The sequence below is a fragment of the Micromonospora sp. HM134 genome (assembly GCF_007833915.1).
Lineage (GTDB): Bacteria > Actinomycetota > Actinomycetes > Mycobacteriales > Micromonosporaceae > Micromonospora > Micromonospora wenchangensis.
Genome location: NZ_CP041061.1, coordinates 220,687 through 244,495 on the forward strand (window position 1 = coordinate 220,687; position 23,809 = coordinate 244,495).

24 protein-coding genes are annotated in these 23,809 nt (G+C 74.8%); 7 read left to right on the top strand and 17 right to left on the bottom strand.

All coding sequences use genetic code 11. The annotated features are described in order from the left end of the window. Positions 1-22 precede the first annotated feature (22 nt). The 3 genes from FJK98_RS01120 to FJK98_RS01130 all read left to right on the top strand — a co-directional run bounded on the left by FJK98_RS01120 (position 23) and on the right by FJK98_RS01130 (position 3,856). Positions 23-934 carry a phytoene/squalene synthase family protein gene (locus FJK98_RS01120; protein ID WP_145917343.1) on the top strand — a complete coding sequence of 304 codons (912 nt, stop codon included), beginning with the start codon at positions 23-25 and terminating at the stop codon, positions 932-934. Beyond that, complete coding sequence (locus FJK98_RS01125; protein WP_145917344.1) at positions 931-2,253, top strand: deoxyribodipyrimidine photo-lyase; 1,323 nt, start codon at positions 931-933, stop codon at positions 2,251-2,253. Before FJK98_RS01120 ends, FJK98_RS01125 begins: the two co-directional genes overlap by 4 nt. A 118-nt stretch (positions 2,254-2,371) precedes the next feature. Next, entirely contained in the window at positions 2,372-3,856 is a 1,485-nt protein-coding gene (locus tag FJK98_RS01130; protein WP_145917345.1) for an NAD(P)/FAD-dependent oxidoreductase, read from the top strand. 136 nt (positions 3,857-3,992) lie between these two features. Here FJK98_RS01130 and FJK98_RS01135 read toward each other — a convergent pair whose 3' ends face one another. After that, positions 3,993-4,748: a crotonase/enoyl-CoA hydratase family protein gene (locus FJK98_RS01135; RefSeq protein WP_145917346.1), complete on the bottom strand. Its 756-nt coding sequence runs from the start codon at positions 4,746-4,748 to the stop codon at positions 3,993-3,995. 173 nt (positions 4,749-4,921) lie between these two features. Between FJK98_RS01135 and FJK98_RS01140 the strand changes: the two genes are divergently transcribed. After that, complete coding sequence (locus tag FJK98_RS01140; RefSeq protein ID WP_145917347.1) at positions 4,922-5,773, top strand: Rieske 2Fe-2S domain-containing protein; 852 nt, start codon at positions 4,922-4,924, stop codon at positions 5,771-5,773. Between the two features lie 181 nt (positions 5,774-5,954). On the opposite strand, the gene FJK98_RS01145 is transcribed toward FJK98_RS01140, so the two are convergent. From FJK98_RS01145 to FJK98_RS01200, 12 genes are all read right to left on the bottom strand, one after another. Further along, entirely contained in the window at positions 5,955-7,274 is a 1,320-nt protein-coding gene (locus tag FJK98_RS01145) for a LysM peptidoglycan-binding domain-containing protein (RefSeq protein WP_145917348.1), read from the bottom strand. Between the two features lie 76 nt (positions 7,275-7,350). Next, on the bottom strand, positions 7,351-7,725 hold the full coding sequence (locus FJK98_RS01150) for a hypothetical protein (RefSeq protein WP_145922502.1): 375 nt from the start codon (positions 7,723-7,725) through the stop codon (positions 7,351-7,353). A gap of 53 nt (positions 7,726-7,778) precedes the next feature. Beyond that, positions 7,779-8,294: a TadE/TadG family type IV pilus assembly protein gene (locus FJK98_RS01155; RefSeq protein ID WP_145922503.1), complete on the bottom strand. Its 516-nt coding sequence runs from the start codon at positions 8,292-8,294 to the stop codon at positions 7,779-7,781. A gap of 56 nt (positions 8,295-8,350) precedes the next feature. Continuing rightward, positions 8,351-8,800 (bottom strand): TadE family protein, encoded by a 450-nt coding sequence (locus FJK98_RS01160; protein WP_228543197.1) that lies wholly within the window; start codon positions 8,798-8,800, stop codon positions 8,351-8,353. Between the two features lie 68 nt (positions 8,801-8,868). Continuing rightward, positions 8,869-9,060, bottom strand: a complete 192-nt coding sequence (locus FJK98_RS01165; RefSeq protein ID WP_145917349.1) for a hypothetical protein — start codon at positions 9,058-9,060, stop codon at positions 8,869-8,871. Between the two features lie 28 nt (positions 9,061-9,088). After that, positions 9,089-9,952, bottom strand: coding sequence for a type II secretion system F family protein (locus tag FJK98_RS01170; RefSeq protein ID WP_145917350.1), 864 nt, complete (start codon positions 9,950-9,952; stop codon positions 9,089-9,091). Next, positions 9,949-10,848 (bottom strand): type II secretion system F family protein, encoded by a 900-nt coding sequence (locus tag FJK98_RS01175; RefSeq protein ID WP_145917351.1) that lies wholly within the window; start codon positions 10,846-10,848, stop codon positions 9,949-9,951. Before FJK98_RS01175 ends, FJK98_RS01170 begins: the two co-directional genes overlap by 4 nt. After that, the gene (locus FJK98_RS01180) at positions 10,845-12,398 is read right to left on the bottom strand and encodes a CpaF family protein (protein ID WP_145917352.1); all 1,554 of its coding nucleotides are present in this window, start codon (positions 12,396-12,398) and stop codon (positions 10,845-10,847) included. The genes FJK98_RS01175 and FJK98_RS01180 overlap by 4 nt, the downstream gene beginning before the upstream one ends. After that, complete coding sequence (locus FJK98_RS01185; RefSeq protein WP_145917353.1) at positions 12,388-13,191, bottom strand: ParA family protein; 804 nt, start codon at positions 13,189-13,191, stop codon at positions 12,388-12,390. The genes FJK98_RS01180 and FJK98_RS01185 overlap by 11 nt, the downstream gene beginning before the upstream one ends. A 2-nt stretch (positions 13,192-13,193) precedes the next feature. Beyond that, on the bottom strand, positions 13,194-13,844 hold the full coding sequence (locus tag FJK98_RS01190; protein ID WP_145917354.1) for an SAF domain-containing protein: 651 nt from the start codon (positions 13,842-13,844) through the stop codon (positions 13,194-13,196). Between the two features lie 55 nt (positions 13,845-13,899). Next, positions 13,900-14,871, bottom strand: a complete 972-nt coding sequence (locus FJK98_RS01195) for a hypothetical protein (RefSeq protein WP_370516974.1) — start codon at positions 14,869-14,871, stop codon at positions 13,900-13,902. Positions 14,872-14,888: 17 nt separating this feature from the next. Continuing rightward, positions 14,889-15,449: a hypothetical protein gene (locus tag FJK98_RS01200; RefSeq protein WP_145917355.1), complete on the bottom strand. Its 561-nt coding sequence runs from the start codon at positions 15,447-15,449 to the stop codon at positions 14,889-14,891. 532 nt (positions 15,450-15,981) lie between these two features. On the opposite strand from FJK98_RS01200, the gene FJK98_RS01205 reads away from it, so the two are divergent. Continuing rightward, positions 15,982-16,710, top strand: coding sequence for an A24 family peptidase (locus FJK98_RS01205; RefSeq protein ID WP_240762531.1), 729 nt, complete (start codon positions 15,982-15,984; stop codon positions 16,708-16,710). A 6-nt stretch (positions 16,711-16,716) separates the two neighbouring features. Here the strand turns inward: FJK98_RS01205 and FJK98_RS01210 are convergent, their stop codons facing one another. After that, the gene (locus tag FJK98_RS01210; protein WP_145917357.1) at positions 16,717-17,340 is read right to left on the bottom strand and encodes a phosphatase PAP2 family protein; all 624 of its coding nucleotides are present in this window, start codon (positions 17,338-17,340) and stop codon (positions 16,717-16,719) included. Positions 17,341-17,508: 168 nt separating this feature from the next. Here FJK98_RS01210 and FJK98_RS01215 point away from each other — a divergent pair, with 168 nt between their 5' ends. Beyond that, positions 17,509-19,860: a glycoside hydrolase family 65 protein gene (locus tag FJK98_RS01215; protein WP_145917358.1), complete on the top strand. Its 2,352-nt coding sequence runs from the start codon at positions 17,509-17,511 to the stop codon at positions 19,858-19,860. On the opposite strand, the gene FJK98_RS01220 is transcribed toward FJK98_RS01215, so the two are convergent. After that, complete coding sequence (locus FJK98_RS01220; RefSeq protein WP_145917359.1) at positions 19,825-20,310, bottom strand: hypothetical protein; 486 nt, start codon at positions 20,308-20,310, stop codon at positions 19,825-19,827. The two genes, FJK98_RS01215 and FJK98_RS01220, sit on opposite strands and share 36 nt — an antisense overlap. Positions 20,311-20,496: 186 nt before the next feature. Here FJK98_RS01220 and FJK98_RS01225 point away from each other — a divergent pair, with 186 nt between their 5' ends. Next, entirely contained in the window at positions 20,497-21,279 is a 783-nt protein-coding gene (locus FJK98_RS01225) for an SAM-dependent methyltransferase (RefSeq protein WP_240762533.1), read from the top strand. A 90-nt stretch (positions 21,280-21,369) separates the two neighbouring features. Here FJK98_RS01225 and FJK98_RS01230 read toward each other — a convergent pair whose 3' ends face one another. Then, a complete protein-coding gene (locus tag FJK98_RS01230; protein WP_240762535.1) occupies positions 21,370-22,461 on the bottom strand; it encodes an NADPH:quinone reductase in 1,092 nt (363 codons plus the stop codon). Continuing rightward, on the bottom strand, positions 22,458-23,684 hold the full coding sequence (locus FJK98_RS01235) for an MFS transporter (protein ID WP_145917361.1): 1,227 nt from the start codon (positions 23,682-23,684) through the stop codon (positions 22,458-22,460). Before FJK98_RS01235 ends, FJK98_RS01230 begins: the two co-directional genes overlap by 4 nt. Positions 23,685-23,809: the final 125 nt, after the last annotated feature.

Sequence of the window (23,809 nt, forward strand, 5' to 3'; positions counted from 1 at the left end):
GCGTCGAATCCGAGGAGGCCCGGTGGACACCGATCTCACCGCTGCCTATGCCCGCTCCCGGGAGCTGCACAAACACCACGGCCGCACCTACTATCTCGCCACCCGGCTGCTGCCCGCTTGGAAACGGCGGCACGTGCACGCCCTGTACGGATTCACCCGCTACGCCGACGAGATCGTCGACCGCACCGAGGACCTGCCGCCCGCCGAACGCGCCGCCCTCCTGGACGCCTGGGGTTCCCGCTTCGTCGCCGGACTGCACGGCGAACCGGTCGACGACCCGCTGCTGCCGGCGGTGCTGCACACCATCGCCGTGTTCGACCTGGACCGCGCCGACTTCGCGTCGTTCCTGCGCAGCATGGCGATGGACCTGACCGTCATGTCGTACCCGACCTACGACGACCTGCTCGACTACATGGAAGGGTCGGCGGCGGTCATCGGCACCATGATGCTGCCCATCCTCGGCAGCTCCGACCCGGCCGCCGCCCGGGAGCCGGCCCGGCAACTCGGGTTCGCCTTCCAGCTCACCAACTTCATCCGGGACGTCGCCGAGGACCTCGACCGGGGCCGCACCTACCTGCCCGACGAGGACCTCGCCAAGTTCAACGTCACCCGCGAGGACCTGCTCGCCGCGCGGGCCGCCGGCCGCAGCACCGACCGCATCCGCGACCTCATCGAGTACGAGGTGACCCGCGCCCAGGCCCACTACGCCGCCGCCGCGCCCGGCATCACCCTGCTCGCCCCCGCCTCCCAGGCGTGCATGCGCACCGCCTACGCCCTCTACGGCGGCATCCTCGACGAGGTCGCCGCCCAGGACTACGACGTGTTCGTCCAGCGGGCCGTGGTGCCCCAGCGGCGACGACTCGCGGTGGCGGCGAAGGCGCTGCTCACCCGTACCGGCACCCCGGTCGCGGTGCCCGGCCCGGCGGTGTCGTGAGCGGCCGTACGGCGGTCGTGCTGTTCACCCGCGACCTGCGGGTGCACGACCACCCGGCACTGGCGACGGCCTGCGCCGCGTTCGACCGGGTGGTGCCGCTGTACGTCCTCGACCCGGCACTGGCCGGCCACTCGCCCAACCGCAACCGGTTCCTGCACCAGTGCCTCGCCGAACTGCGGGACACCCTGCGCGCGCTCGGCGGTGACCTGGTGGTCCGCCGGGGCGACCCGGTGGCCGAGACGATCCGGCTCGCCCGCGAGGTCGACGCCGAAGGCATCGGCCTCTCCGCCGACGTCAGCCGCTACGCCCACCGCCGCGAACGCCGGCTGCGCGCCGAATGCGACAGGCACCGGCTGTTCCTGCGGCTGTTCCCCGGCGTCACCGTCGTCGAACCGGGCGAGCTGCGACCCGGCGGCGGCGACCACTACCGGGTGTTCACGCCCTACCACCGGGTCTGGTCGGGGGCGCGGTGGCGGGAGGAACTGGCCGCGCCCCGGCGGGTCACGCTGCCCGACGGGGTCGCCGTCGGTCGACTGCCGGCGGCACCGAAGGGGGAGTCGCCGGACGCCGCGGCCGGCGGCGAGTCCGTCGGGCAGTGCCGGCTCACGCAGTGGTTGCCCACCCTCTCCCGGTACGACGACATCCACGACGACCTGGCCGCCGACGAGACCTCCCGGCTCAGCCCGTACCTGCGGTTCGGCTGCCTGTCCCCGCTGACGGTGGCGAACCGGGCCGACGACCGGGGGCACCCGTTCGTCCGGCAGCTCTGCTGGCGGGACTTCTACCACCAGGTCACCGCCGCCTTCCCGGAGATCGCGGCCAAGGCGTACCGGCGCGGGGCCACCGAGGACTGGCGGTACGACGCGGCGGCGCTGGACGCCTGGGCCGACGGCCGCACCGGCATGCCGATCGTGGACGCCGGCATGCGCCAACTGCACGCCGAGGGCTGGATGCACAACCGGGCCCGGCTGATCACCGCCGGCTACCTGACCAAGGTGCTCGGCCTCGACTGGCGGCCCGGCCTCGAGGTCTTCTCCCGCTGGCTGCTCGACGGCGACGTGCCCGACAACTCCGGCAACTGGCAGTGGGTGGCCGGCACCGGCAACGACAGCCGCCCGTACCGGGGACTCAACCCCGTCCGCCAGGCCGAACGCTACGACCCCGACGGCGGGTACGTGCGCCGCTGGGTGCCCGAGCTGGCGACGGTCGCCGGCAAGGCCGTGCACCAACCGTGGCGGCTGCCCCCCGAGGTACGCCGCACCCTCGACTACCCGCCGCCGCTGGAGGTGCCCGGCGCTGACCCGGTCTGGCTCCGCTGACACCGGCCCGGGTGGTGCTGGGCTGGTCCGACATCGCCGGGCCGGGTCCGCCGCCCGGGAGCGGGAAATCCGGGATGGACCGGTGGCCGGGGGCGGGGCCGTGCGGAATGCTGGCGGGATGGCAGAGCCGGAACTGGTGGACGTGGTCGTGGTCGGGCTCGGCGTGGGCGGCGAGGAGGTGGCCGGGCGACTCGCCGAGGCCGGCCTCAGCGTCGTCGGCGTCGAACGGGACCTGGTCGGCGGGGAGTGCCCGTACTGGGGCTGTATTCCCAGCAAGATGATGATCCGGGCGGCGAACGCGCTGGCCGAGGCCCGTCGGGTCGACGGGCTGGCCGGGTCGGCGCAGGTCCGGGCCGACTGGGCCCCGGTAGCGAAACGCATCCGGGAGGAGGCCACGGACACCTGGAACGACCAGGCCGCCGTGGACCGGTTCACCGGCAAGGGCGGCCGGTTCCTGCGTGGCAGCGGCCGGTTGGACGGCCCTGGCCGGGTCCGGGTCGGTGACCAGGTGTTCCGGGCCCGGCACGGCATCGTCCTCGGCACCGGCACCCGCCCCTCGATCGCACCGATCGACGGGCTGGCCGACACCCCGTACTGGACGAACCACCAGGCGATCGAGGTGGCGGAGCTGCCGGCGAGCCTGCTGGTCCTCGGCGGTGGGGCGATCGGGGCGGAACTGGCGCAGGTCTTCGCCCGGTTCGGGGTCCGGGTGACCGTGCTGGAGGCGTCCGGCCGGATCCTCGCCCTGGAGGAACCCGAGTCGTCCGAGGTGGCCGCCGCCGCGCTGCGCGCCGACGGGGTGGAGATCGCCACCGACGTCAAGGCCGAGCGGATCGACCACGACGGCGACGCGTTCACCGTGCACGCCGGTGACCGGTCGTTCAGCGCCGAGAAACTGCTGGTGGTCACCGGCCGCCGGGCCCACCTGGACGAGCTGGGGCTGGACACCGTCGGGATCGACGCCGGCCAGCGCTACCTGCCGGTGGACGACCGGATGCACGTCACCGACGGGATCTGGGCGGTCGGCGACGTCACGGGCGAGGGCGCGTTCACCCACATCGCCATGTACCAGGCGTCGATCGTGGTCGCCGACGTGCTCGACCGGGTCCGGCGGGCCGGGGCCGGCCCCGATGCCAGCGGCACCGCCAGCGTGGTCGGTGGCGCGATGGGCGCGGCCAGCGCGGTCGGGGGGTCGATGGGCGCGGCCGGCCCCAGTGGTGCCGCCGGCACCGTGCCCCGGGCCGACTACCGGGCGCTGCCCCGGGTCACCTTCACCGACCCCGAGGTGGGCGCGGTCGGGCTCACCGAACGGCAGGCCCGCGAGCGGGGCATCAACGTGCAGGTCGGGTTCACCGAGCTGTCGTCGTCCACCCGGGGGTGGATCCACAAGAGCGAGCCGGGCGGCTTCATCAAGGTGATCGCCGACGCCGACCAGGGGGTGCTGATCGGGGCGACCTCGGTCGGCCCCGCCGGGGGCGAGGTGCTCTCGGCGCTGGTGGTGGCGGTGCACGCGGCCGTACCGGTCAGTCAGCTCCGGCACATGATCTACGCGTACCCGACGTTCCACCGGGCCATCCAGAGCGCCCTGGACGACCTGAGCTGAGCCCGGCGGGCCGGCCGGCACGGCTCACCGCCGCGCCGGCCGGCCCGCCCGCATCCGGTGCCCCCGCCCGGCGGTACGCCCGGCCGGGACCGCTCAGTGGCCCCTGATCGCGCGGTGGCCCGGGGGGCGGGCCGGCTCACTCGCCGTGGCGGCCGGCACCGGCGGCGAAGCGGGCCGCGCCGGCCAGCGCGTCGGCCGCGAGCGAATCCATCCCGTAGGCGAGTTCGGTGGCGAGCGCCTCCGGCTCGGGCCGCCCCTCCCCGGCCAGCACCGACGCCCGGTCGTTGCGCAGGCAGGTCTGGGGGTGCCGGGCGATCTCGGCGGCCAGCCGCTCGGCCGCCGCCCGTGCCTCACCCGGCGCGACCACCCGGTTCACCAGCCCCATCGCGTACGCCTCGTCGGCGGGCACCGGACGGCCGGTGAGGATCAGGTCCATCGCCCGGCTCCGGCCGATCAGCCGGGGCAGCCGCACCGTGCCGCCGTCGATCAGCGGCACCCCCCAGCGTCGGCAGAACACCCCGAGCACCGCGTCCGACTCGGCGACCCGCAGATCGCACCAGAGCGCCAGCTCCAGGCCGCCGGCCACCGCGTACCCGGAGATCGCCGCGATGACCGGCTTGGACAGTGACATCCGGGTCGGACCCATCGGGCCGTCGCCGTCGGGCTCGACCCGGTTGCCGCTCGGCGTGCCGATCGCCTTGAGGTCGGCACCCGAGCAGAACGTGCCGCCCGCACCCCAGAGCACCGCGACCCGGGCGGCCGGGTCGGCCTCGAACGCACGGAACGCGTCGGCGAGCGCCCGTGCGGTCGGCCCGTCGACGGCATTGCGGGACGCCGCCCGGTCTAAGATCACCGTGGTCACCGCCCCGTCCCGGACAACATGCACCGCCATCCCCCCAGCATCCCGCATCCCCCCGGCCGGGGCGCGCGGTGGTGGGCCGATGTTGCGGTGCCCCGGCGGCGTCGATACCGCTACCTGGCCGCCGTTGAGTCGATCGAGCCAGGGGACCCGGATTGGTGCCGGTCGCCCGGTTTGCGACCCGGTCAGCCGGGAAGTCGGACAGGGTGCGAGCGTTGATGACGAAACTCGAACAGGCCACCGCGCTGGACCGCACCGGAGACCGGTTGCAGCGTGCCGTCCAGGCGACCCTGCGCCCGCAGCGGGTCCGCGACCTGCTGCACGGCGTCTTCCTGGGCCATCCGCTGCACCCGGCGATGGTGCAGGTGCCGGTCGGTGCCTGGATCAGCGCCGCAGTGGTCGACCTGCTCCCCGGCCAACGTCGGGCGGCCACCGCGCTGGTCGCGCTGGGCACCGTGAGCGCGGTTCCCGCAGCCGTGGCCGGGCTCAACGACTGGGCGGAACTCTCCCGGGACCAGCGCCGGGTGGGACTGGTCCACGCCGCCGCCAACACCGTCGGCCTGACCCTGTACGCCGGCTCCCTCGCGGCCCGGTTGACCGGTCGGCACGGCGTCGGGCGGGCACTGGCCTACCTGGGGCTGGGCGCGGCGAGCGCCGGGGCGTACCTCGGTGGGCACCTGGCGTACAAGCAGGGGGCGCAGGTCAGTCAGAGCGTCTCCGAGCTGCACCGGATGGGCGACGGGTGGCGGCCGGTGGCCGAGCTGGCCGGGTTGCCGCAGCGCAAGCTGGTGACCCGCGAGGTGGACGACGTCTCGGTGATCCTCTACCGGCACGGCGACGAGGTCACCGTCATGCTGGAGCGCTGCCCGCACCAGAGCGGCCCGCTCGGCGAGGGCGAGGTACAGGAGATCGACGGGCACACCTGCGTGGTCTGCCCCTGGCACGGCTCGGCGTTCCGGCTCAACGGCGGCGAGGTCGTCCACGGCCCCTCTGCCACCGACCAGCAGATCCTCCCCACCCGCGTGGTCGACGGCACCCTCCAAACCCGCCTCCCCTGACTGTCCCCCTGCCCCCGCCCCCACCTCGCCCCGTTCCACGTCGCCCCGCCCTCGCCTTTGGAGGTTGATCAAGAGGTTTGCGTCAAAGTCGATCTTCAACTTGACGCAGACCTCTTGATCACCGGGGCCAACAAGGGCAGCGGACGGTGGGCGGGCGGCAGGGTGGGGCGTTCGGGCGGGGTCAGTCGCGGCGGTGGCGGCCGGTCACCAGGTCCCGGGCGGCGGAGGCGCGGCTGCCCATCGAGCGGCCCGGGGTGCGGCCGGTGGTGGTGCGGTTGGTGGACATCCGGGCGGCGGCGATCCGGGCGGCCGAGGTGCGGCCGGCGGTCACCCGGACGGGGCGGCGACGCAGGCCGAGCACCGCACCGATCTGCGCGCCGACGATGCTCGCCACGGCCAGTACCGCCGAAACGGCCAGCGGCCTGTTGATCGTGTCGTCCGGGGTGGCCCGGGACGCCCCGGCGGCCATCGCCGGTGGCACACCGACCGGCCGTTCGGCGGGCGGTTGGGCGGTCTGCGGGGTGGCCGTCTGCGGCGTGGCCGGTCCGATCTTCCCCGGCTTCGGGGTGGCCGGACCGGTCGGCTTCGAGGCGGCGGGCCCCGTCGGCTTCGGGGTGGCGGGTCCGGTCGGCTTGCCCGGGGTGGCAGGCGCACCCTGGTGCTGCGGGTCGGCCTGGCCGCCGGGGGTGGTGGCGGGCGGGCGCGGGGACGGCTTGCGGGGCGTACCCGGGACGAGGTGGCCGCTGGCGTGCCGGCGGGCTCCGGTGTCGTCGGCCTCGGCGGGGAGCCTGATGAGCTGACCCGGCCTGATCCGGTCGGCGTCGTGCAGGTCGTTGAGCCGGGCCACCTCGGGGTAGCGGTCGAAGTCGTCCAGGTAGCGTTCGGCGACCTCGCCCAGGTAGTCGCCCCGGGCCACCCGGTAGACCGGCTTCGCGGCAGGCTTCTCGGCACCGGGGACGGGACCGAGGCCGGTGCCGGGGGCGGCGCTGAGGGCAGCGCCGCCGATGCCGGCGCTGGGGGCGGCACCCAGGCCGGTACGGGAGGTGTCCAGCGTCGTCGCCACCCCGGTACCGGCGGCGGCCGGCATCGGCTGGGTCAGGGTCACCGCCGCGCTCGCCGCCGGACTCGCTGCGATGATCAACGCGACCGAGCCCAGCAGGGCCGCCGCCGCCCGCTGCTGCCGGCGCATACCGGGCAGCCGGGGTGTCTGCCGGCGGGTCACCTGGGCGCCGATCTCCACCAGTACGGAGAAGGCGAACGTCGCCCAGCCGAACCAGCCGACCAGCGCGAGCGCCCGGATGAAGAGCTGTCCGTCGTCGCGGCTGGTCAGTACGGTGCCGACCTCGGTGAGGGTGGGCAGGTGGTCGGGCAGCGGGTTGCCGGCGAAGGCGAGCAGCGCCACCGGCGCGCCGACCAGCAACGCCATCAGGACCACCAGCGACCCGAAGCCGGTGAGCAACTGGCCGGTACGTCGGGCGGTGGAACCACGGGGTGTGGTCATGCTGCCCTCCTTCCTGCGGTCTGCCGGTGCGGGGGCACCGGGTGCGTGGGCCGACGGGTCCGCCGGGCCAGCGGGTTCATGGTCGGTCGGTGAGGGTGCGGGCGGTCGCCTCGCCGGCGACGGTGACGGTGCGGTCCATGCCGATCAGGCCGAGCAGGTGCCGGCGGTAGACGACGGTGACGCGTACCCGGATCTGCTTCTCGCCGGCCACCACCGGGAAGCTGACCTGTTGGCCGGTCACGTCGGAGTTGCCCCGCAGGTACTGCGCGACGGCCGCGCGGGCACCCGGCTCGTCGATCACCTTGGGCCGGCCCTCGATCGCGGCTGCCCGGTCGATCACCTGGCCGCCGCTGCGGGCCGCCTCGGCGGCCAGGTCGTCGGCGCGTTGCAGGGTACGTAGCTGACCCGCGCCGTCGTACGCGACGCCGATCACCGCCAGCACGCCGATCATGGCGACGGCCAGGAACAGGCTGATCCGGCCCTCATCACCGGTGGGGCGGGCGGTCACTGCCGGCTCCGGTAGCGGTCCAGCGGGGAGCCGAACGTGGCCTCGACCCGCTTGTCGCCCATCGGCAGCCCGGGGAAACGCATCCCGGCGAAGGAGACCGTGCAGCTGACCCGGACCCAGATGCTCACCGGTTCGCCGAGTTGGCTGCGGAACGCCGTGCCCAGCGACGTGTGGTCGGAGTTGCGGGTGGAACCCCAGACCGTGACCTGGGGTGCGCTCGTGCAGTTGAGGCCCCGCCAGTCGAGCTGCCGGCGGGCGGCCGACCGGGCGGCGCTCTCCGCCGTGCCGGCGTCGCGGGCGATCGAGGCGGCCCGCGCGGCGTCGTGGGCCGCCGCCTCCACCGCCTCGTCGGCGACCGCGACCCGGCCGGCCACCCCGGCCAGCATCAGCAGCGCGAGGAACGCCGGGGCGAGCACCGCCACCTCCACCGACACCGATCCCCGGGTACGCCCCGCAGCACGGTCGCCCGGCGGGTCGGCGGTGGGGACGACGGACCGGTCGCCCCGGGGCAGTCGCCCGACCCGGCCGGCCAGCGCGGCACGCCAGGTGCGCCGGGGCGGGTGGCCGGTCACGGGTTCGTCCACCGTTCGACGGTGCCGTGGGCGGTCTGCCGGACGTCGAACCGGACGGCCGGGATGACGCTCAGGGATTTCCCGGTGACCGTGCAGGTCACCTCGGTCGCGGTGGTGGCGCAGGTGGTCTTCGCGCCGACCAGCCAGTCCCCGGCGGCACCCAGGAAGTGCCTGGCGCGGGCCTCGCCCGCCCCGGCCGGCGCCTCCAGGACCCGTTGCGCGTTCACCCCGCTCTGGGCGGCGTGCATCGCCGTCGACCGGGCCACGAACCAGGCGGCGATCTGGATGGAGCCGAAGAGGAGCACCAGCACCGCCGGCATCACCACGGCCAGTTCCACGGGGTTGGCCCCCCGGTCCGTACCCCCGGCGGTGAGCCGGCGGCGGGCGGCCCGACCGGCGGCGCGGAGCCCGGCCGGCACGGCACGCCCGGCGTCGGGTGCGCGCAGGGGTGCGCGCCGGGACCGGGCGGTGGGGGCCGTCCGGTCCCGACACGAGATGGCCAGGGGGATGCGGGTCACGGGTTCGCGATGCTGTTCATCCAACCCTCGGCCTTGGTCTTGACCAGGGCGGTGACTGCGGCTGCGGCAACCACCAGGCCGGCGATGATCACGGCGGTCGGGACGGGGCTGTCGCCCCGCTCCGCCTCGCGGCGTAGCTCGGCCAGCCGGGCCACGGTGGCCACGTAGAGGAAGGTGACGAGGTGCATGGCGGGACTCCTTGGGGAGGTGGACTACTCAGAGGCGGGCGACGAACGGATAGAGGACGAACGCCAGCAGCACGAAGACCAGCAGCGAGCCGGGAATGTCCAGCCGGCTGGTGACGCCCTCGGCGCGGGCCAGGTTGTCGGTGCGGATCTGGTCCCGGAGCGACTCGGCGCGGCTGCGCAGCGTCTCGTGCACCTGGGCGCCCTCGCTGCCGGAAGACCGCATGATCGCCCCGACGTCGCCCAACTCCGGGATGCCGATCTTCTCGGCCAGGTCCTGAAGCTCGTCCCAGGGCGAGTGCATCTGCATCTGGGCGATCCGCAGCGACTCCCGGATGCGGGCGAAGACCCAGCCGTCGCAGACCGCCGCCGCGCGCTCCAGCGACTGCACCGGGCCGTGCGCCGCCGACAACTGCAACGCCACCAGGTCCAGGTAGGTGCAGACGGCCGCGCGGAACTCCTCCCGGGCGGTGTCCGCCTTGGCCAGCACCGTGCGGTGCGCGAGCAGCGCACAGACCAGCGCCAACCCCAGACTGCCCAGCACCGGTACGACCACCGGCATGCTCACCCCGGCCAGGAAGAGCAGCGCCCCCGCCACCGTCGGGGTGGCCAGCCCGACCAGGGCGGAGAGCAGGATCGACATGGTGTACTGCTCGGGGGTCTGGTCGAGCAGGGCAAGCTGGCGGTGCGGCGGGCGCAGCCAGCGGGAGAAACCCCCCAACCAGTCCGGCCCGCGTCCGGCGGCGACGGCGGCGCCCGCAGGCTGGTGCAGTCGGCGCAACGCCGGGCCGAGCGCCGGGGAAGCCGGCAACGCCTCCCGGACCAGCAGGAACAGGCCGAGCCCGATGGCCGCGCCGCCGAGCACCGCGATGGTGAGCTGCCAGTTGAGCGTCACGCGACCACCTCCGCCGGGTCGGGCCGGGGCAGGAACCGGGGCGGCGGCGGGGGCTGGCTCATCGCGCGTACCCAGGCCAGCAGGGCGATGAACGCCGCGGCGAGCACCGCCATCAGCAGCTGACCGAAGAACGTCCCGTACGGCCGGACGTACTCGGTGTTGACCAGCCCGTACGCCAGCACGGCCAGGGTCATCCCGGTGAGGAAGCGGACCGCGAACCGGGGCTGGGTGCGCTTGGCCTCCACCTCGCGTCGGGTGGCCACCTCGGCGGAGGCGGCCGACGCGATGGAGCCGAGCACGTCGCCGAGGCGCTCGCCCCGGTCGGTCAGGTGCAGGATCAGCGCGGCGACCACCTGGTCACAGACCGGGTCACCGATCTCGTCGGCGAACGCCAGCAGGGCGGACCGGGCCGTCCAGCCGGCCTGGAGGCGGGCGGCGAGCAGCCGCACCTCCTCCTGGATCTCCTCCGGGACGGTGGCGATGGTGGTGATGATCGCCTGCTGGAGGCCCTGCCCGGTGTTGGAGACGTCCTTGAGCCGGCGGGTCCACTCGCCGACCGCCTCGATCCGGGTGATCGCCCGCTGTTCGGCCCGGCCCACCGCGAACAGCCACGGCACCCCCGGCACCGCCGCCGCCACGATCAACCCCACCACCGGCAGCCCGGTCAGCAGGAACGCCAGCGCCCCCGCCACCGCCGCCGCGCCCAACATCATCTGGTGCGCCCGCTGGTCCCGCCGGTTGGTGCCCGGGCCGAGCCAGAGCCGGCGCAGCCCGGTGGTCGAGTTCCGGGCCGGCCGGGTCGGCTTGGTGGTGCCGAACAACGCCACCACGGCCAGCACCATCCCGCCGACGCAGGCCGCGCCGGAGACCACCGCGAGCAGTTCGATGGTGCTCATCGGCGTACCGCCGGGGCGAGACGGCTGTGCCGGGGCCGACGCCACGCGCCCGCCCCGGCCTCGATGAAACGGGACAGCAGCCGGGCGTCGTAGCCGACCCGCAACAGTTGACCCCGGACCCGTTCCGGCAGGTGGCGGGGGATGGCCCGGCCGTCCGGGCCGGGCCCGAACACGGTGGTGGTGGTGATCCGGTTGGCGTCGCCGACCCCGATCACCTCCTCCACGTGGGAGACGAACCGGTGCTTGCGTCCGCCGATCGCGGTCTCGTCCTCGACGGTGACGTAGACGATCAGGTCGAGGGCGTTGCCGGCCATCCGACGGGCCTGGTCGACGGTCATCTCCCGGCCGTGCGCCAGGGCCAGCTCGATGATCCGCTCGCTCACCCCGGCCGGGGTACGGGCGTGGATGGTGCACATCGACCCACGGCTGGTGGTCATCGCCTGGAGCATCGGCACGATCTCCCGGGACCGGACCTCACCGACGATGATCCGCAGCACGCCCATCCGCAGCGACACCGGGATCAGGTCGGCGATGCTCACCTCACCGGCGGGCCGACCGTCCAGGCCGCGTTCGCCGTGCCCCTCCCGGGACTCGAAGCTCATCACCGCCCGGTGCTTGTCGCCGCGTCGGGCCGGCAGCAGCTCCCGGCTCTCCTCCAGCAGCACGTACGGCTCGTCGGGCGGGATCTCGTCCATCAGCGCCCGGATGACAGTGGTCTTGCCGGCCCCGGCCAGCCCGGCGACCATGATGTTCAACCCGGCCCGCATGGACGCCCGGAGGAAGTCGCGCAACAGCGGGTCGATCATCTCGTCCAGGTCGGGGCGGCTGCCGGCCAGGTCGTCGAGGCTGACGTCCAACGTGTTGTGCTTACGGATCACCGCGTAGGGGCGGTGGCTGACCAGGAACACCGCCGCCAACCGGCTGCCGTCGGGCAGTTGCAGGTCCAGCGTCGGCTTCGAGGTGGACAACGACCGCTCGGTGGCCCCGGCCCGGCGGGCCGCCGCCTGGAGGATCTCCACCAGCTCGTCGTCGCTGTCGGCGATCGGCTCACCCCAGTCGACGCCACCGCCGTGCCGGGTGATGCGCACCTGGTCGCAGCCGAGGATGTGCACCTCCTCGATGGTGTCGTCGACCAGCAGGGTCTGTAGCCGGCCAAGCCCGACCAGTTCGGCGGTCACCTGGTCGAGCAGGGTCCGTTCCTCGTCGGCGCTGAGCGGGGTGCCGGCCCGGCGTACCGCGTCGGCGTAGCCGGAGACCACGGCGACGGCGAGCCGGGCCCGCTCGACCTCCTCGGCGTCGGCGTCGAACTCCCGGCCGCGCTGCCACTGGGTGAGCCGTTCGCTCAACTCCCGACGCAGCTCGCGGACCACCGCGAAGTCCACCTTCGGCCGGGGAGGCGCGGTCGGCGCGGGCGTCGGCGGGGCGGTGGCCGGCGGCGTCGACGGGGCGGGGGCGTAGTGCCGGCCGTTCACCGGGGCCAGTGGCGGCATCGTGGAGGTGACCCCGGGCGGCGGGGTACGCGGGTCGTGGGAGACCGGCTCAAACCGCATCCGGCACCCCCTGCGCCGGGGTCGGCCAGGCCAACCGGGCCCGCCGCTGCTCCAGCAGCTCCCGTACCGGGGCCTCCAACGCGGTCGCCGCGCGCATCAGCGGCCGTCCGGCGCGGACCGTGCCGCCGAAGCTGAGCGCCTGTGCGGTACGCGGGTCCTCCGGCAACCGGGCGATCACCGGCACCCCCAGGGCCTTACCGATCTCGGCTTTGCCGTGCCCGTCGCCGACCACCACCAGCCGCAGCGTGCCCGGGGGCACCCGGTGGTCGGTGAAGTCCCGTTCGATGGCCCGGATCATCGACCGGGTGCCGGACAGGCCGGGCAACTGCGCCCGGGTCACCAGCAGCACCACGTCGGCGGCGCGCAGCAGCGGCCAGGGCGGCCCGAAGACCTGGAGCCGACCACAGTCGACGATCACGTCGTAGCCGGGGCGGCCCTTCTCCAGGGTGCGGAAGAAGTCGGCGAACCGCTGCCACAGCGGCGCGACGCTGCCGGCCTGCGCCGGGTCCACCACGCCGGGCAGCAGCAGCCGCTCCCGCCTCGGCGCGTCCAGGTCGACCAGTTGCGACCAGAACGTCGACTCCAGGCTGCCGTCGCGCAGCTCACGCACGGCCAGCTCGCCGATGCCGCGCGGCCCGTCGAGCTGGCCGCCCAGGTAGCCGGCGAGCACCGAGCCGCCGGCCGGGTCGCACTCGGCGAGCACCAGCCGCCGGTGCCAGCTCAAGGTGCAGGCCAGCGCCGTGGTGGTGACGCCGGGCGACCCCTTCGCCGAGACCAGCGCGATGATGGCCATGGTCAGGCCGCCTCGGTCAGCACGAGGGCGATCCGCTCCTGCGCGGCCAGCACCACCACCGCCGGGACGTCCCGGACCGCGAGCGCCAGGTAGATCACCACGTCGTCGTTCTCCGGGGTGAGGGTGTCGATCACCGTGGCGGTGAACCGGGTCGACGACGGCGTGTTGTCGGAATCCTCGTCCGGGGTGCTGACCAGCAACACCTTGTCACCGGGGTGCAGCTTGCGGGCCGGCACCTTGCTCGGCTCCAGGCCCAGCGCGATCTGCTGCTGCCCCTGGCTGAGCAGCGGGGCGTCGGTGAGCTGCGCCATGGTGAGCAGCGACCCGGGGACCAGCGACACGGCGGCCCGCTTGCCGACCACCTCGTCGCGCTTCTTCGCCGGCACCGGGGACAGCCCCGCGCCCCCGGAGACCTGCACGCTGACCAGGTCGTCGGCGGTCAGGACGCGGCCCACCTCGACCGGGCGGGCGACGGCCAGGTAGCTGCCGGTGGCCCGCACCGAGGTGACCGCGAAGGCCGCGCCGAGACCACCCAACGCGATCAGCAGCACGGCGAGCCCGAGCAGGCCGGGCCGGGTACGGCGCTGCCGGACCACCTTGGGCGGGGCGATCGGCGCATCCACCGGAACTCCATCGCGGGTGGCCAGACTCACTGGACAATCTCCGTTCGCGACTGCGGGGCTCGCAAAACCGTGGAACAGCCGGCGCTCATCGGGTCACCACCTGGAGTTCCTTGATCTGGATGTCGATGACGCCGCTGGTGCGGGTCTGCGCGATGTCGCCGCTGCGGCCACCGCCGACCCAGTGCACGTTCCAGAAGGTGGTGGCGCTGACCCGGTAGTTGCCGGCCTTGGCGTAACCGTCGTAGCCGCAGGTCGGCGACTTCTTGCCGGCGTTCGGGCCGGTCGCCTTGTACGGCGTGCCGGGAGTCCGGCAGGTGATCTTCTTGCCGTTGCCCATGTCCCACACGGTCCGTTGCACCCGGGCGGTGATGGTGACGGTCAGGCCCCGGTCGCTGGCCGAGGCGTAGAGCGGGCCGAAGTAGTTCCGACCGGTGCTGGCCCACATCCAGACCGGCAGGCCGACCAGGCCGGGGCCCACGCTGCGCCGGGGGGCCACCGAGGTCCGGGGCGGCAGCAGGCTGATCGAGGCGAGCGCCCGGCGGGCCAGTTCCTCCGGGTCGGGCGGGGTGCCGAACCCCGGCGGCGGCTCGTCGCGCAGCACCGTCGACTGCGCGCCCAGATCACCGCCGTTGCAGGTCTGGACGTACCACACCTGGCCCTCGGGGGCTTCCTCCTGCGGCTCGGCGACCTTGTAGTAGCAGCCGCTGGCGTTGTCGAACCAGCCGAGTTGCGGGTTGTAGCAGGGCAGCGGCTTGCCGTTCCACTGGCACTTCGGGGTGGCGCCGGGGCTGTTCGGGCTGCCCGGTCCGGTGCCACCGCCCGGGTCACCGGGGGTGCCCGGGTCGTCGTCCCAGATGCTGCAGTCGTTCTGGCCCGGTGGACACTCCACCCCCGGGCCGGCCGCCTGCACCGGGGCCGGTGGCGCGGCCACGGCCACCAGCGCGGCCAGCAGCAGGCCGGCGAGCACCCGGCGGGGCAGGCCGCCGACGGGTCGGAGCAGACGGCGGGCGGCGGGCTCGGGGCCGGCCGGGGGCAGGGTGGCGGAATGGGTCGGCACGGGCGTTCCTTCCCCGGTCAACATGGCTGGTCCTCGTGGGCGGCACCGTCGTTGATCAGCCAGCGGCCGTCCGGGTAACGGGTCGCGGTGGCGGTCGCCAGGTGCCGGGTGCCGGCCGAGCCGGGCACCACCCGCTTGTCCTTGCGGTAGACCAGCCGGTAGCCGGTGGCGTCCAGGCAGTCCTGGATCTCCACCGTCGCCGGGCGGCCGTCGAGGCTGACCGAGGTGACGGAGGGCTCCGACTTCAACGTCCCGGTGCGGATGGCGCCGTGCCGGCGGGCGTCGTCGATCGCCACCCGGACCCGGGTGAGCAGCGGGTCGCCCAGGAACCGGGTCAGCTTCGGATAGAAAGGGTCGCTGTCCCGGCTCGCCTCCCGGGAGGCTTCCAGGTATCCGGCGTACGCGGCCAGCGCGGCCCGCTCGGCCGCCTTTTCCACCTCGGTGGTTGGGCGGTCGTCGCTGGCCGGTCGGGGGGCGGGGCCGGAGGTCGTCTCCGGCGGGTCCGCGCAGCCGGCGAGGGCGGCCACCACGGCGACGACCAGGCAGCTGGTCCAGTGGCGGGATCGCCCTGTACGCATTGCCGTGCCCTCCTCGGTGGCACCCGGTGGCGACGATCGTGGCGGCCTCCGGGCATGCGGCGGTACTCCGGGATGATGTCGATCGGACAGTTCCGGGTGCTGCGGCATTTACCTGTGCGGATCTGTGCGGATGGGTGGATTCTGGCGTCCGACGCGGCTGCTCGGGGTTGCGTCGTACCCAAGGGGCGAGCATAGGCTGACGTGCGCCGATGCAACAGAGGCAATTCATCCGAGCACTCACCGTGATGGGCAGGAGTGACCGAAGGTGGGCGATGTCCAGGGTGTCCGGCCGGTGCCACCGGTGCCCGCCGATCGCGGTCCGGTGCCCACCGATCGGGTCGGCCCGGTCGGCGAACCGCCTGCGTCGCCGGAGGATATGGGACGGGTCGAGCGGGCTGGTCCGATCCGTTCCCCGAAGGTCGCGGTCGATGCCCCGGAAGCGCCCGGCGGGGTGGGGGACGCTCAGGTCTCCACTGAGGACGCCGACCTGATATCGGACCGTTACGTCGACCCCGTCCGGACGTCACGCTCCGTGTCTGTCCTCCGCCGACTGGCCGGGGCGCTGACGGTCGCGCCGGTGCTGCGGCTCGCGGTCGCCCGGTACGCCGTACCCCCGGGGGTGGCCGACCGGGTGGGGTGCGACGGCTGCGGCGCCGCGGTCGGGCTGGACCGGCCGCTGCCGGCGCTCGGGCCGACGGCCCGCTGCCCGGCCTGCGCGGGCCGGGTCGGTGCCGCGCCGTTCGTGGTCGAGGCGCTGCTGGTGGTGGCCGCGGCGGTGCTGGTGCTGGTCGACGGGCCGCTGGGCGAGCGGGTCGCGCTGGCCTGGTGGCTCGGCTGCGCGGTCCCGCTCGTACTCGTGGACCTGGCGGTGCACCGGCTGCCGGACCGGCTCACCTGGCCCGCCGCCGTCGGCACCTGGGCGTTGCTCGGGGTGGCCGCGGCGACCGGGGCGGGTGCCGGGGCGTGGCTGCGGGCGGTGACCGCCGGGGTGGCGCTCGGTCTGGCCTTCGCCACCACCACGCTGCTGCTCGGCCGGCGGGGTTTCGGCCTGGGCGACGCCAAGCTCGCGCTCGGGGTGGGGGCGTTGCTCGGCTGGCAGGGGTGGGGGGTGGTGGTGACCGGGCTGGTGCTGACCTTCCTGCTGTCGGCGCTGGTCGGGGTGGTGCTGCTGGCCAGTCGCCGGGTCGGGTGGTCGAGCCACCTGCCGTTCGGGCCGTTCCTGGTCGCCGGCACCTGTGCCGCGCTCCTGCTGGTCGGCTGACCCGGCTCAGCCGACCCGCTGACCCCGGTCGACCTCCCGGGCGGCCGGGTCGGCGTGCCGGCGCAGCATCTCGGCGAGGGGCCGGGCCGCCGGGAGGGTGACCAGCAGGGTCACCGCCAGGCCGAGCAGCAGGCCGGCGAGGACGTCGTGCGGGTAGTGCACGCCCACGAAGACCCGGGAGAACGCGGCGAGCAGGGCCAGCGGGGCGGCCAGCAGACCCCACCGTGGGGACAGCAGCAGGACGGCGGTGGCCAGCGCCCCGGCGATCGTGGCGTGGTTGCTCGGGAAGGACCAGTCACCGGTCGGCGGGCACGGTGCGGCCAGGATGGTGACCGCCCCCCGGCAGGGCCGCTCCTCGTCGACGAGCGACTTGAGTAGCTCGCTGCACCCGTACGCCAGGATGACGGTGGCCGGCGCGACCAGGGCGAGAGCCCGGCCCCACGGGTCTGGCCGGCGCAGCCGGGGCACGGCGACGGCCACCAGCATCAGGCCGAGCAGCAGGATCACCGCCTCGGTGAAGTGCACCGCGAACCACTGCGCCGGGGCCGGGGCGGCATCGGCCACGTCGACGACGTCGCGGTACCACTCTTCGCTGATGTCGGGAATGTCTGTGGCAATCGTCTGGTTCATCACTCACCTCACCAAAGTGTCATACCTCTTTTAGGCCCATCGGGGCACAGGAAACGGGTGGACCGGTCACATGGTGCGCGATGCCGGAGCGGACCCCCGCCCCCGTCACAGCGAGTTCACAGCGGCCCCCGCGATTGGCCGCCCACCGCCGCCGGGTACCTCCCCGCCGTGCAGACGGACGAGACCTGGCAGATCCGGCGGACCGCCACCGACCTGGACCGGCTCGGCGAGACCGAGTCGGTGTTCGCCCTGTCCAACGGCTGGGTGGGCTGGCGGGGCACCCTCGACGAGGGCCAGCCCTACGGCATGCCGGGCAGCTACCTCAACGGGTTCCACGAGCGGCGGCGACAGAGCTACCCCGAGGACGGGTACGCCTTCCCACAGGAGAGCGACACCGTGATCAGCGCGCCCAACGCCGCCCTGATCCGGCTCTGGGTGGCCGGCGAACCCCTCGACCTGCGCACCGGCACCGTCCGCGCCCACGAGCGCACCCTCGACCTGCGGGCCGGCGTGGTGGAACGGCACACCGAGTGGATCTCACCGGCCGGGCACGGGGTACGGGTCCGCAGCACCCGGCTGGTCTCGCTGCCCCGGCACGCCGTCGCCGCCGTCCGCTACGAGATCGAACCGTTGGACGACCGGCCGGTCGAGATCCGGGTCTGCTCGGACGTGCTGGCCAACGAGCGGGTGCCCGAACGCGCCGACGACCCCCGGGCCGCCTCGGTCGTGCACGACCCGCTCGACGCCGAGCTGCACCGCCCCGACGGCCACCGGGGCGTGCTGGTGCACCGCACCGACCGCAGCGCCCAACGGGTCGCCGTCGCGGTCACCCACGAGACGGACGCCCCGGCGGGGTTCACCGACGGCGATGACCACACCCCGGACCGGCTGCGCACGACCGTCGAGGGCCGGCTCGCTCCGGGCGAGCGGCTCCGCCTGACCAAGTACGCCGCGTACGAGTGCGCCGCAGTCGACGGCGGCACCCCCGACGAGCTGGCCGACCTGGTCACCGCCGAGGCCGACGCCGCCCGCCGGCACGGGTTCGACGCGCTCCTGGCCGACCAGCGGGCCGTGCTCGACGAGCGGTGGCGCACCGCCGACGTGGAGATCGACGGCGACCCGGAACTCCAGCAGGCCGTCCGGTTCTCCGTGTTCCACCTGCTCCAGGCGGGCCGGGTCGACGGCGACCGGACCATCGCGGCGAAGGGACTCACCGGCAACGGTTACGACGGGCACGTGCTGTGGGACACCGAGAGCTACGTGCTGCCGGTGCTGACGTACCTGCTGCCCGGGGTGGCCCGGGGCGCGCTGCGCTGGCGGCACGCCCACCTGCCGCAGGCCCGGGAGCGGGCCGCCGAGCTGCGGCTGACCGGGGCCACCTTCCCCTGGCGGACCATCGGCGGCCGGGAGTGCTCCGGCTACTGGCCGGCCGGCACCGCCGCCCTGCACGTCAACGCCGACATCGCCGACGCGGTGCTGCGCTACGTCACGGTCACCGGCGACCAGGAGTTCCTCGCCGACACCGGGCTGGAACTGCTGGTCGAGACGGCCCGGCTGTGGGCCGGCTACGGCCACTGGTCCGACGACGGCGCGTTCCACGTCACCGGCATCACCGGCCCCGACGAGTACGCCGCCCTGGTCGACGACAACGTCTTCACCAACCTGATGGTCCGGCGCAACCTGCGGGGCGCCGCCGACGCTGCCGGACGGTACCCGGAGCGGGCCGCCGCGCTCGGCGTCGACCCGGCGGAGATCGCCGGCTGGCGGGCCGCAGCCGACGCCGTGCACCTGCCCTACGACCACAAGCGCGGGGTGCACCAGCAGGCGGCGGGCTTCACCGGGCAACCCGAGTGGGACTTCGCGGCGATGACCGACGACGACTACCCGCTGCTGCTGCACTACCCCTACCTGGAGCTGTACCGGCGGCAGGTGGTCAAGCAGGCCGACCTGGTGCTGGCCATGCAGCGCTGCCGGGGGGAGTTCACCGCCGAGGCCAAGGCCCGCAACTTCGCCTACTACCAGGCCCGTACCGTCCGCGACTCGTCGCTGTCCGCCGGCTCCCAGGCGGTGCTCGCCGCCGAACTGGGCCACCTGGACCTGGCGTACGACCTGTTCGCCGAGGCGGCACTGCACGACCTCGCCGACCTCGGCGACAAGACCGGCGACGGGCTGCACCTGGCCGCGCTGGCCGGGACGTGGACGGCGGTGGTGGAGGGCTTCGGCGGGCTGCGCGACGACACCGGCGAGTTGTCGTTCGCCCCCCGGCTGCCGGCCCGGATCGACTGGCTCACCTTCCACCTGCGCTGGCACGGGCAGCGGCTGCGGGTCACGCTGACCCGCGACGGGGCCCGCTACGAACTGCCCGACGCCGACCCGGAGACGACCGTCGCGCTGCGGCACGCCGGGGAACCGGTCACGGTCACCGGCGCGGCGGCGGTCACCCGGCCCCTGCCGCAGGTGCCCGACCCGGGGCCGGAACCGCCGTCACCGCACGGCCGGCGGCCCGCCCGCCGGGCCTGACCCGCCCCGCATCCGCTCCCGTACCACCGCCAGCTCCTCGAAGGCGTACGCCCAGTTGTGGCACTTGAAGCTGCGCAGGCCGGTGACCGGGGTGTGACAGTCGAGGCAGTGCACCCCGGCGATCGCGCCCGGGATCTCGGTGTTGACGTAGCGGCGGTCACCGAGGATCACCGTGGCGATCATCAGCGGGTCGTGCACCCCCTTGAGGGCCGAGGCGACGATGTCCAGCCAGGTGGTCCGGCGTCCGCACTTGGAGCAATCCGGCTCGTCGCCGCTGACCCACAGGGGCGCGCCGATGCTCTGCGCCGGCATCCCGAGCAGCTTCTCCAGCCGGCGTACGTCGTGTTCCGGGGTGGTCCAGCGGTGCCGCCCCGGCAGCGAGGCGGGTGAGTCGTACACGGCCCGGAACAGGGCCGGGTCCACCTCCACGGTCTCCCGGGCAGTGTTCATCGGATGCCTCCTCGCCGACAGTCGGTGTCACCGTCATACCGGCAGGTGACGGTCGTGTGCTGCCGGCTCGCCGACACGGGGGGTCAACATGTCGTCGCCCCGGGTGCTAGACATCAGGGCGCGGGGTGCCCGCCGCCCGGCGGCGGGTCGTCCCGCAGCGACGACGCGAGTGGAGGGAGAGGGCCGGTGACCGCGCCGACCGACGCCGAGCAGGGACCGAACGTGGCCCGGATGTACGACTACTACCTCGGCGGGTGCCACAACTTCGCCGCCGACCGGGCCGCCGCCGAGCAGATCCTGCGGATCTTCCCGGACACCGGGATCGCCGCCCAGGCCAACCGGCACTTCCTGCGCCGGGCCGTCCGGCACGCCGCCGAGCTGGGCGTACGCCAGTTCCTCGACATCGGTGCCGGGCTGCCCACCCAGGGCAACGTGCACGAGATCGTCCGTCAGGTCGCCCCGGACTCGACGGTGGTCTACGTCGACTACGACGAGGTCGCCGTCACGCACGCCCGGCGGCTGCTGCCGACCGACGGGCGGACCACCGTCGTCCGGGGTGACCTGCGCCGGCCGGACGAACTGCTGGCGCACCCCGACGTCCGGGCGGCGATCGACCTCGCCCGTCCGGTGGCCGTGCTGCTGGTGGCGGTGCTGCACTTCGTCACCGACGCCGAGCAGCCGTGGGACGCCGTCGCCCGGCTGCGGGACGCGACGGTTTCCGGTAGCCCGCTGGTCGTCTCCCATCTCACCACCGACGGTGCCCCGCCGCTGCCCACCCAGCAGGGGCAGGCGGTCTACCAGCGCAGCAGCGCCCCGCTGGTGCCCCGCCCGCACGCCGACGTGCTGCGCTTCCTCGACGGCTACGACCTGGTCGATCCGGGGCTGGTCCGGGTGGCCGAGTGGCGGCCCGACGGGGAACCCCGGGAGCGGATCTCCCACGGCTACGCCGGGATGGGCCTGCGCCGCTGACCGCCGGACCGGGCCGTCCGCACGACGGGCCCGTCGTTCCCGGGCCGGCCGCCCGGTCCGCCGCCACCGGTCCGGCCGGTCCGGTGGTGGTCAGGGTGGGGTGGGCAGCAGAAGGGTGCGGACCCCGTGCAGGCCGTCCTCGGCGCGGCGGTGCGCCTCGGCGGCGTCGGCCAGCGGGAGCGTCTCGACGGTCCGGGCCCGCAGCCGGCCGTCGGCCAGCAACGCGTTGATCGCCCGCGCCGCGTCGGCCAGCTCGGCGACGGTGGCGTGCGAGATCACGAAGCCCAGCACCGCGCCGTCGCGCAGGTACAGCTCACCGGCGGGCAGCGTCGGGGTGGTGCCCAGGCCGGCCAGCACCAGCACCCGGCCCCGGGCGGCGAGCAGGCCGACGGTGCTGGTCAGGTCGTTGACCCCGGCCGCGTCCAGCACCACGTCCACCCCGGACGGGCAGGCCCGGCGGACCTGCGCGGCCCAGTCGGCGTCCCGGTAGTCGATCACCGGCTCCGCGCCGAGAGCGGCGCAGTGGTCGGCGTCGCGGGGGTGCGCGGTGGCCACCACCCGGGCCCCGGCGGCGCGGGCCAGGGTGACCGCGGCGCTGCCCACGTTGCCGCCCGCGCCGATCACCAGCACCACCTCGCCCGGCCGGACCCGGGCATGGGTGACCAGGGCGAGGTAGGCGGTCGCCGCCGGGTGCGCCACCGCCACCGCGGTCAACGGGTCCACCCCGGCCGGCACCGGGTAGAGCCGTTCGGCGGGCACCGCCACCCGCCCGGCGGCGGCACCGGGCCGGCCGGCGTGACCCATGCTGTTGCACCACACCCGGTCACCCGGCGCGAAGCCGGTGACGGCCGTGCCGACCCGCAGCACCGTGCCGGCCAGGTCCCGCCCGATGACGAACGGGAAGGTCAGCGGGGTGCGGAACGCGCCCGAGCGGACGAAGGTGTCCACCCGGTTCACCGGGCTCGCCTCGACCCTGACCAGCACCTCGGTCGGCATCGGTTCGGGCGCGGGCAGCGGGCCGACCCGGATCGACCCGGCCGGCCCGGTGCGGTCCACGTACGCGGCGGTCGTGGTGCCCGGCGCGCCGGGCCGGTCGGTCCGGGGTGTCGGCGGGGCCGACCGGCCCACGCCCGGCGTCGGTCGGGCGGTGGGGCCCCGGCCGGGCCCGGTCGCGCCGGTCACGACGCCACCGCCGGGGTACGCCGGGTGATCCACTGTCCGAGGTGGAGCACCAGCAGGGCCAGCACCGCCCCGGCCGCGCCGAGGGCGTACATGGCGGGCACGCCGGAAGCGAGGGCCGCCCCACCGGCGGTGGTGCCCAGGCCGATGCCGAGGTAGATGGCCGACGAGTTCAGCGACACCACCAGCGGGGCCTGCTGCGGCGCGGCGGCGATCAACCGGTGCTGCTGCGCCGGGGTCTGGCACCAGCTCGCCGCGCCCCACACGCCGACCAGCAGCCCGACCACGGGCATCGGCGCGGACCCGGCGGTGCTGAGCAGCCCGAGAACGCCCAGCGAGACGACCATCGCGGCGTACCCGACGGCCAGCACCGGCACCGCGCCCCACCGGTCGGTGGCGTAGCCGGAGGCGACGTTGCCGACGACCGCACCCGCCCCGTAGAGCAGCAGCATCAGGTTGACCTGGTACGCGCCGACGCCGAGCGCGCCGAGGGTGGGCACCGCGAAGGCGTACACCGTGTAGGCGGCGGCCATCCCGATCACGGTGAGCGGCAGCACGGCGAGCACGGCCGGCCGGCGCAGCGCGGTCAACCGGGCGCGTAGCGGCACCGCCGCTGCACCGGGCAGGGCGGGCATCGCCAGCCGGACGGCCACCGCGACGGCGAGTGCCAGCAGGGCCACCGCGACGAGCGCGGCCCGCCAGCCGAGCCACCGGCCGGTCAGCCCGCCCAGCGGGACGCCCAGCGCGGTGGCGACGGTGAGTCCGCCGATCACCACGGCCAGGGCCCGCCCGCGTAGCGCCGGTGGGACCAGGGAGGCGCCGGCCGCACCCGCGTTCGGGGTGTACGCGGCGGCGCCGGCGGCGGCGACGATCCGCCCGACGATCAGCACCGGCAGCGTGTCGGCGGCGGCCGAGAGCAGGTTGCCGGCGGCGAGCACCAGCAGCGCGGCGACGAGCAGGGTACGGCGTGGCAGCCGGGCGGTCAGGGTGGACAGCACCGGGGCGAGGACCGCGTACGAGATGGCGAAGACCGTCACCGACTGCCCGGCGGCGGCGGTGGAGACCCGCAGCGCGGCGGCCATGTCGGGCAGCAGCCCGGCGACCACGAACGCGTCGGTGCCGACGGCGAAGGTGCCGGTCGCGAGGATCAGCGTGAAGCGCAGGCCCCGGCCGGGCCCGGCGGTGGTGGCCGGCCCCGGGCCGGTGCGGGTGTGCAGGTGGGACATGAGGTCTCCGGATGCGGGACGGCATGCGGCGGCGCGGCGGAGCGCGCCGGGCACGGGATTCGGGTGTGGACGACCACCGGGTGCGGACGGTGGGGGAACCGCCCGCACCCGGCGGCCGGGACCGC

Excerpts from the sequence above, each read along its gene's own strand:
- FJK98_RS01130 (WP_145917345.1), top strand. The coding sequence starts at position 2,372 with ATGGCAGAGCCGGAACTGGTGGACGTGGTCGTGGTCGGGCTCGGCGTG.
- FJK98_RS01135 (WP_145917346.1), bottom strand. The coding sequence starts at position 4,748 with ATGGCGGTGCATGTTGTCCGGGACGGGGCGGTGACCACGGTGATCTTA.
- FJK98_RS01145 (WP_145917348.1), bottom strand. The coding sequence starts at position 7,274 with ATGACCACACCCCGTGGTTCCACCGCCCGACGTACCGGCCAGTTGCTC.
- FJK98_RS01150 (WP_145922502.1), bottom strand. The coding sequence starts at position 7,725 with ATGATCGGCGTGCTGGCGGTGATCGGCGTCGCGTACGACGGCGCGGGT.
- FJK98_RS01165 (WP_145917349.1), bottom strand. The coding sequence starts at position 9,060 with ATGCACCTCGTCACCTTCCTCTACGTGGCCACCGTGGCCCGGCTGGCC.
- FJK98_RS01175 (WP_145917351.1), bottom strand. The coding sequence starts at position 10,848 with ATGAGCACCATCGAACTGCTCGCGGTGGTCTCCGGCGCGGCCTGCGTC.
- FJK98_RS01180 (WP_145917352.1), bottom strand. The coding sequence starts at position 12,398 with ATGCGGTTTGAGCCGGTCTCCCACGACCCGCGTACCCCGCCGCCCGGG.
- FJK98_RS01185 (WP_145917353.1), bottom strand. The coding sequence starts at position 13,191 with ATGGCCATCATCGCGCTGGTCTCGGCGAAGGGGTCGCCCGGCGTCACC.
- FJK98_RS01200 (WP_145917355.1), bottom strand. The coding sequence starts at position 15,449 with ATGCGTACAGGGCGATCCCGCCACTGGACCAGCTGCCTGGTCGTCGCC.
- FJK98_RS01210 (WP_145917357.1), bottom strand. The coding sequence starts at position 17,340 with ATGAACCAGACGATTGCCACAGACATTCCCGACATCAGCGAAGAGTGG.
- FJK98_RS01220 (WP_145917359.1), bottom strand. The coding sequence starts at position 20,310 with ATGAACACTGCCCGGGAGACCGTGGAGGTGGACCCGGCCCTGTTCCGG.
- FJK98_RS01235 (WP_145917361.1), bottom strand. The coding sequence starts at position 23,684 with ATGTCCCACCTGCACACCCGCACCGGCCCGGGGCCGGCCACCACCGCC.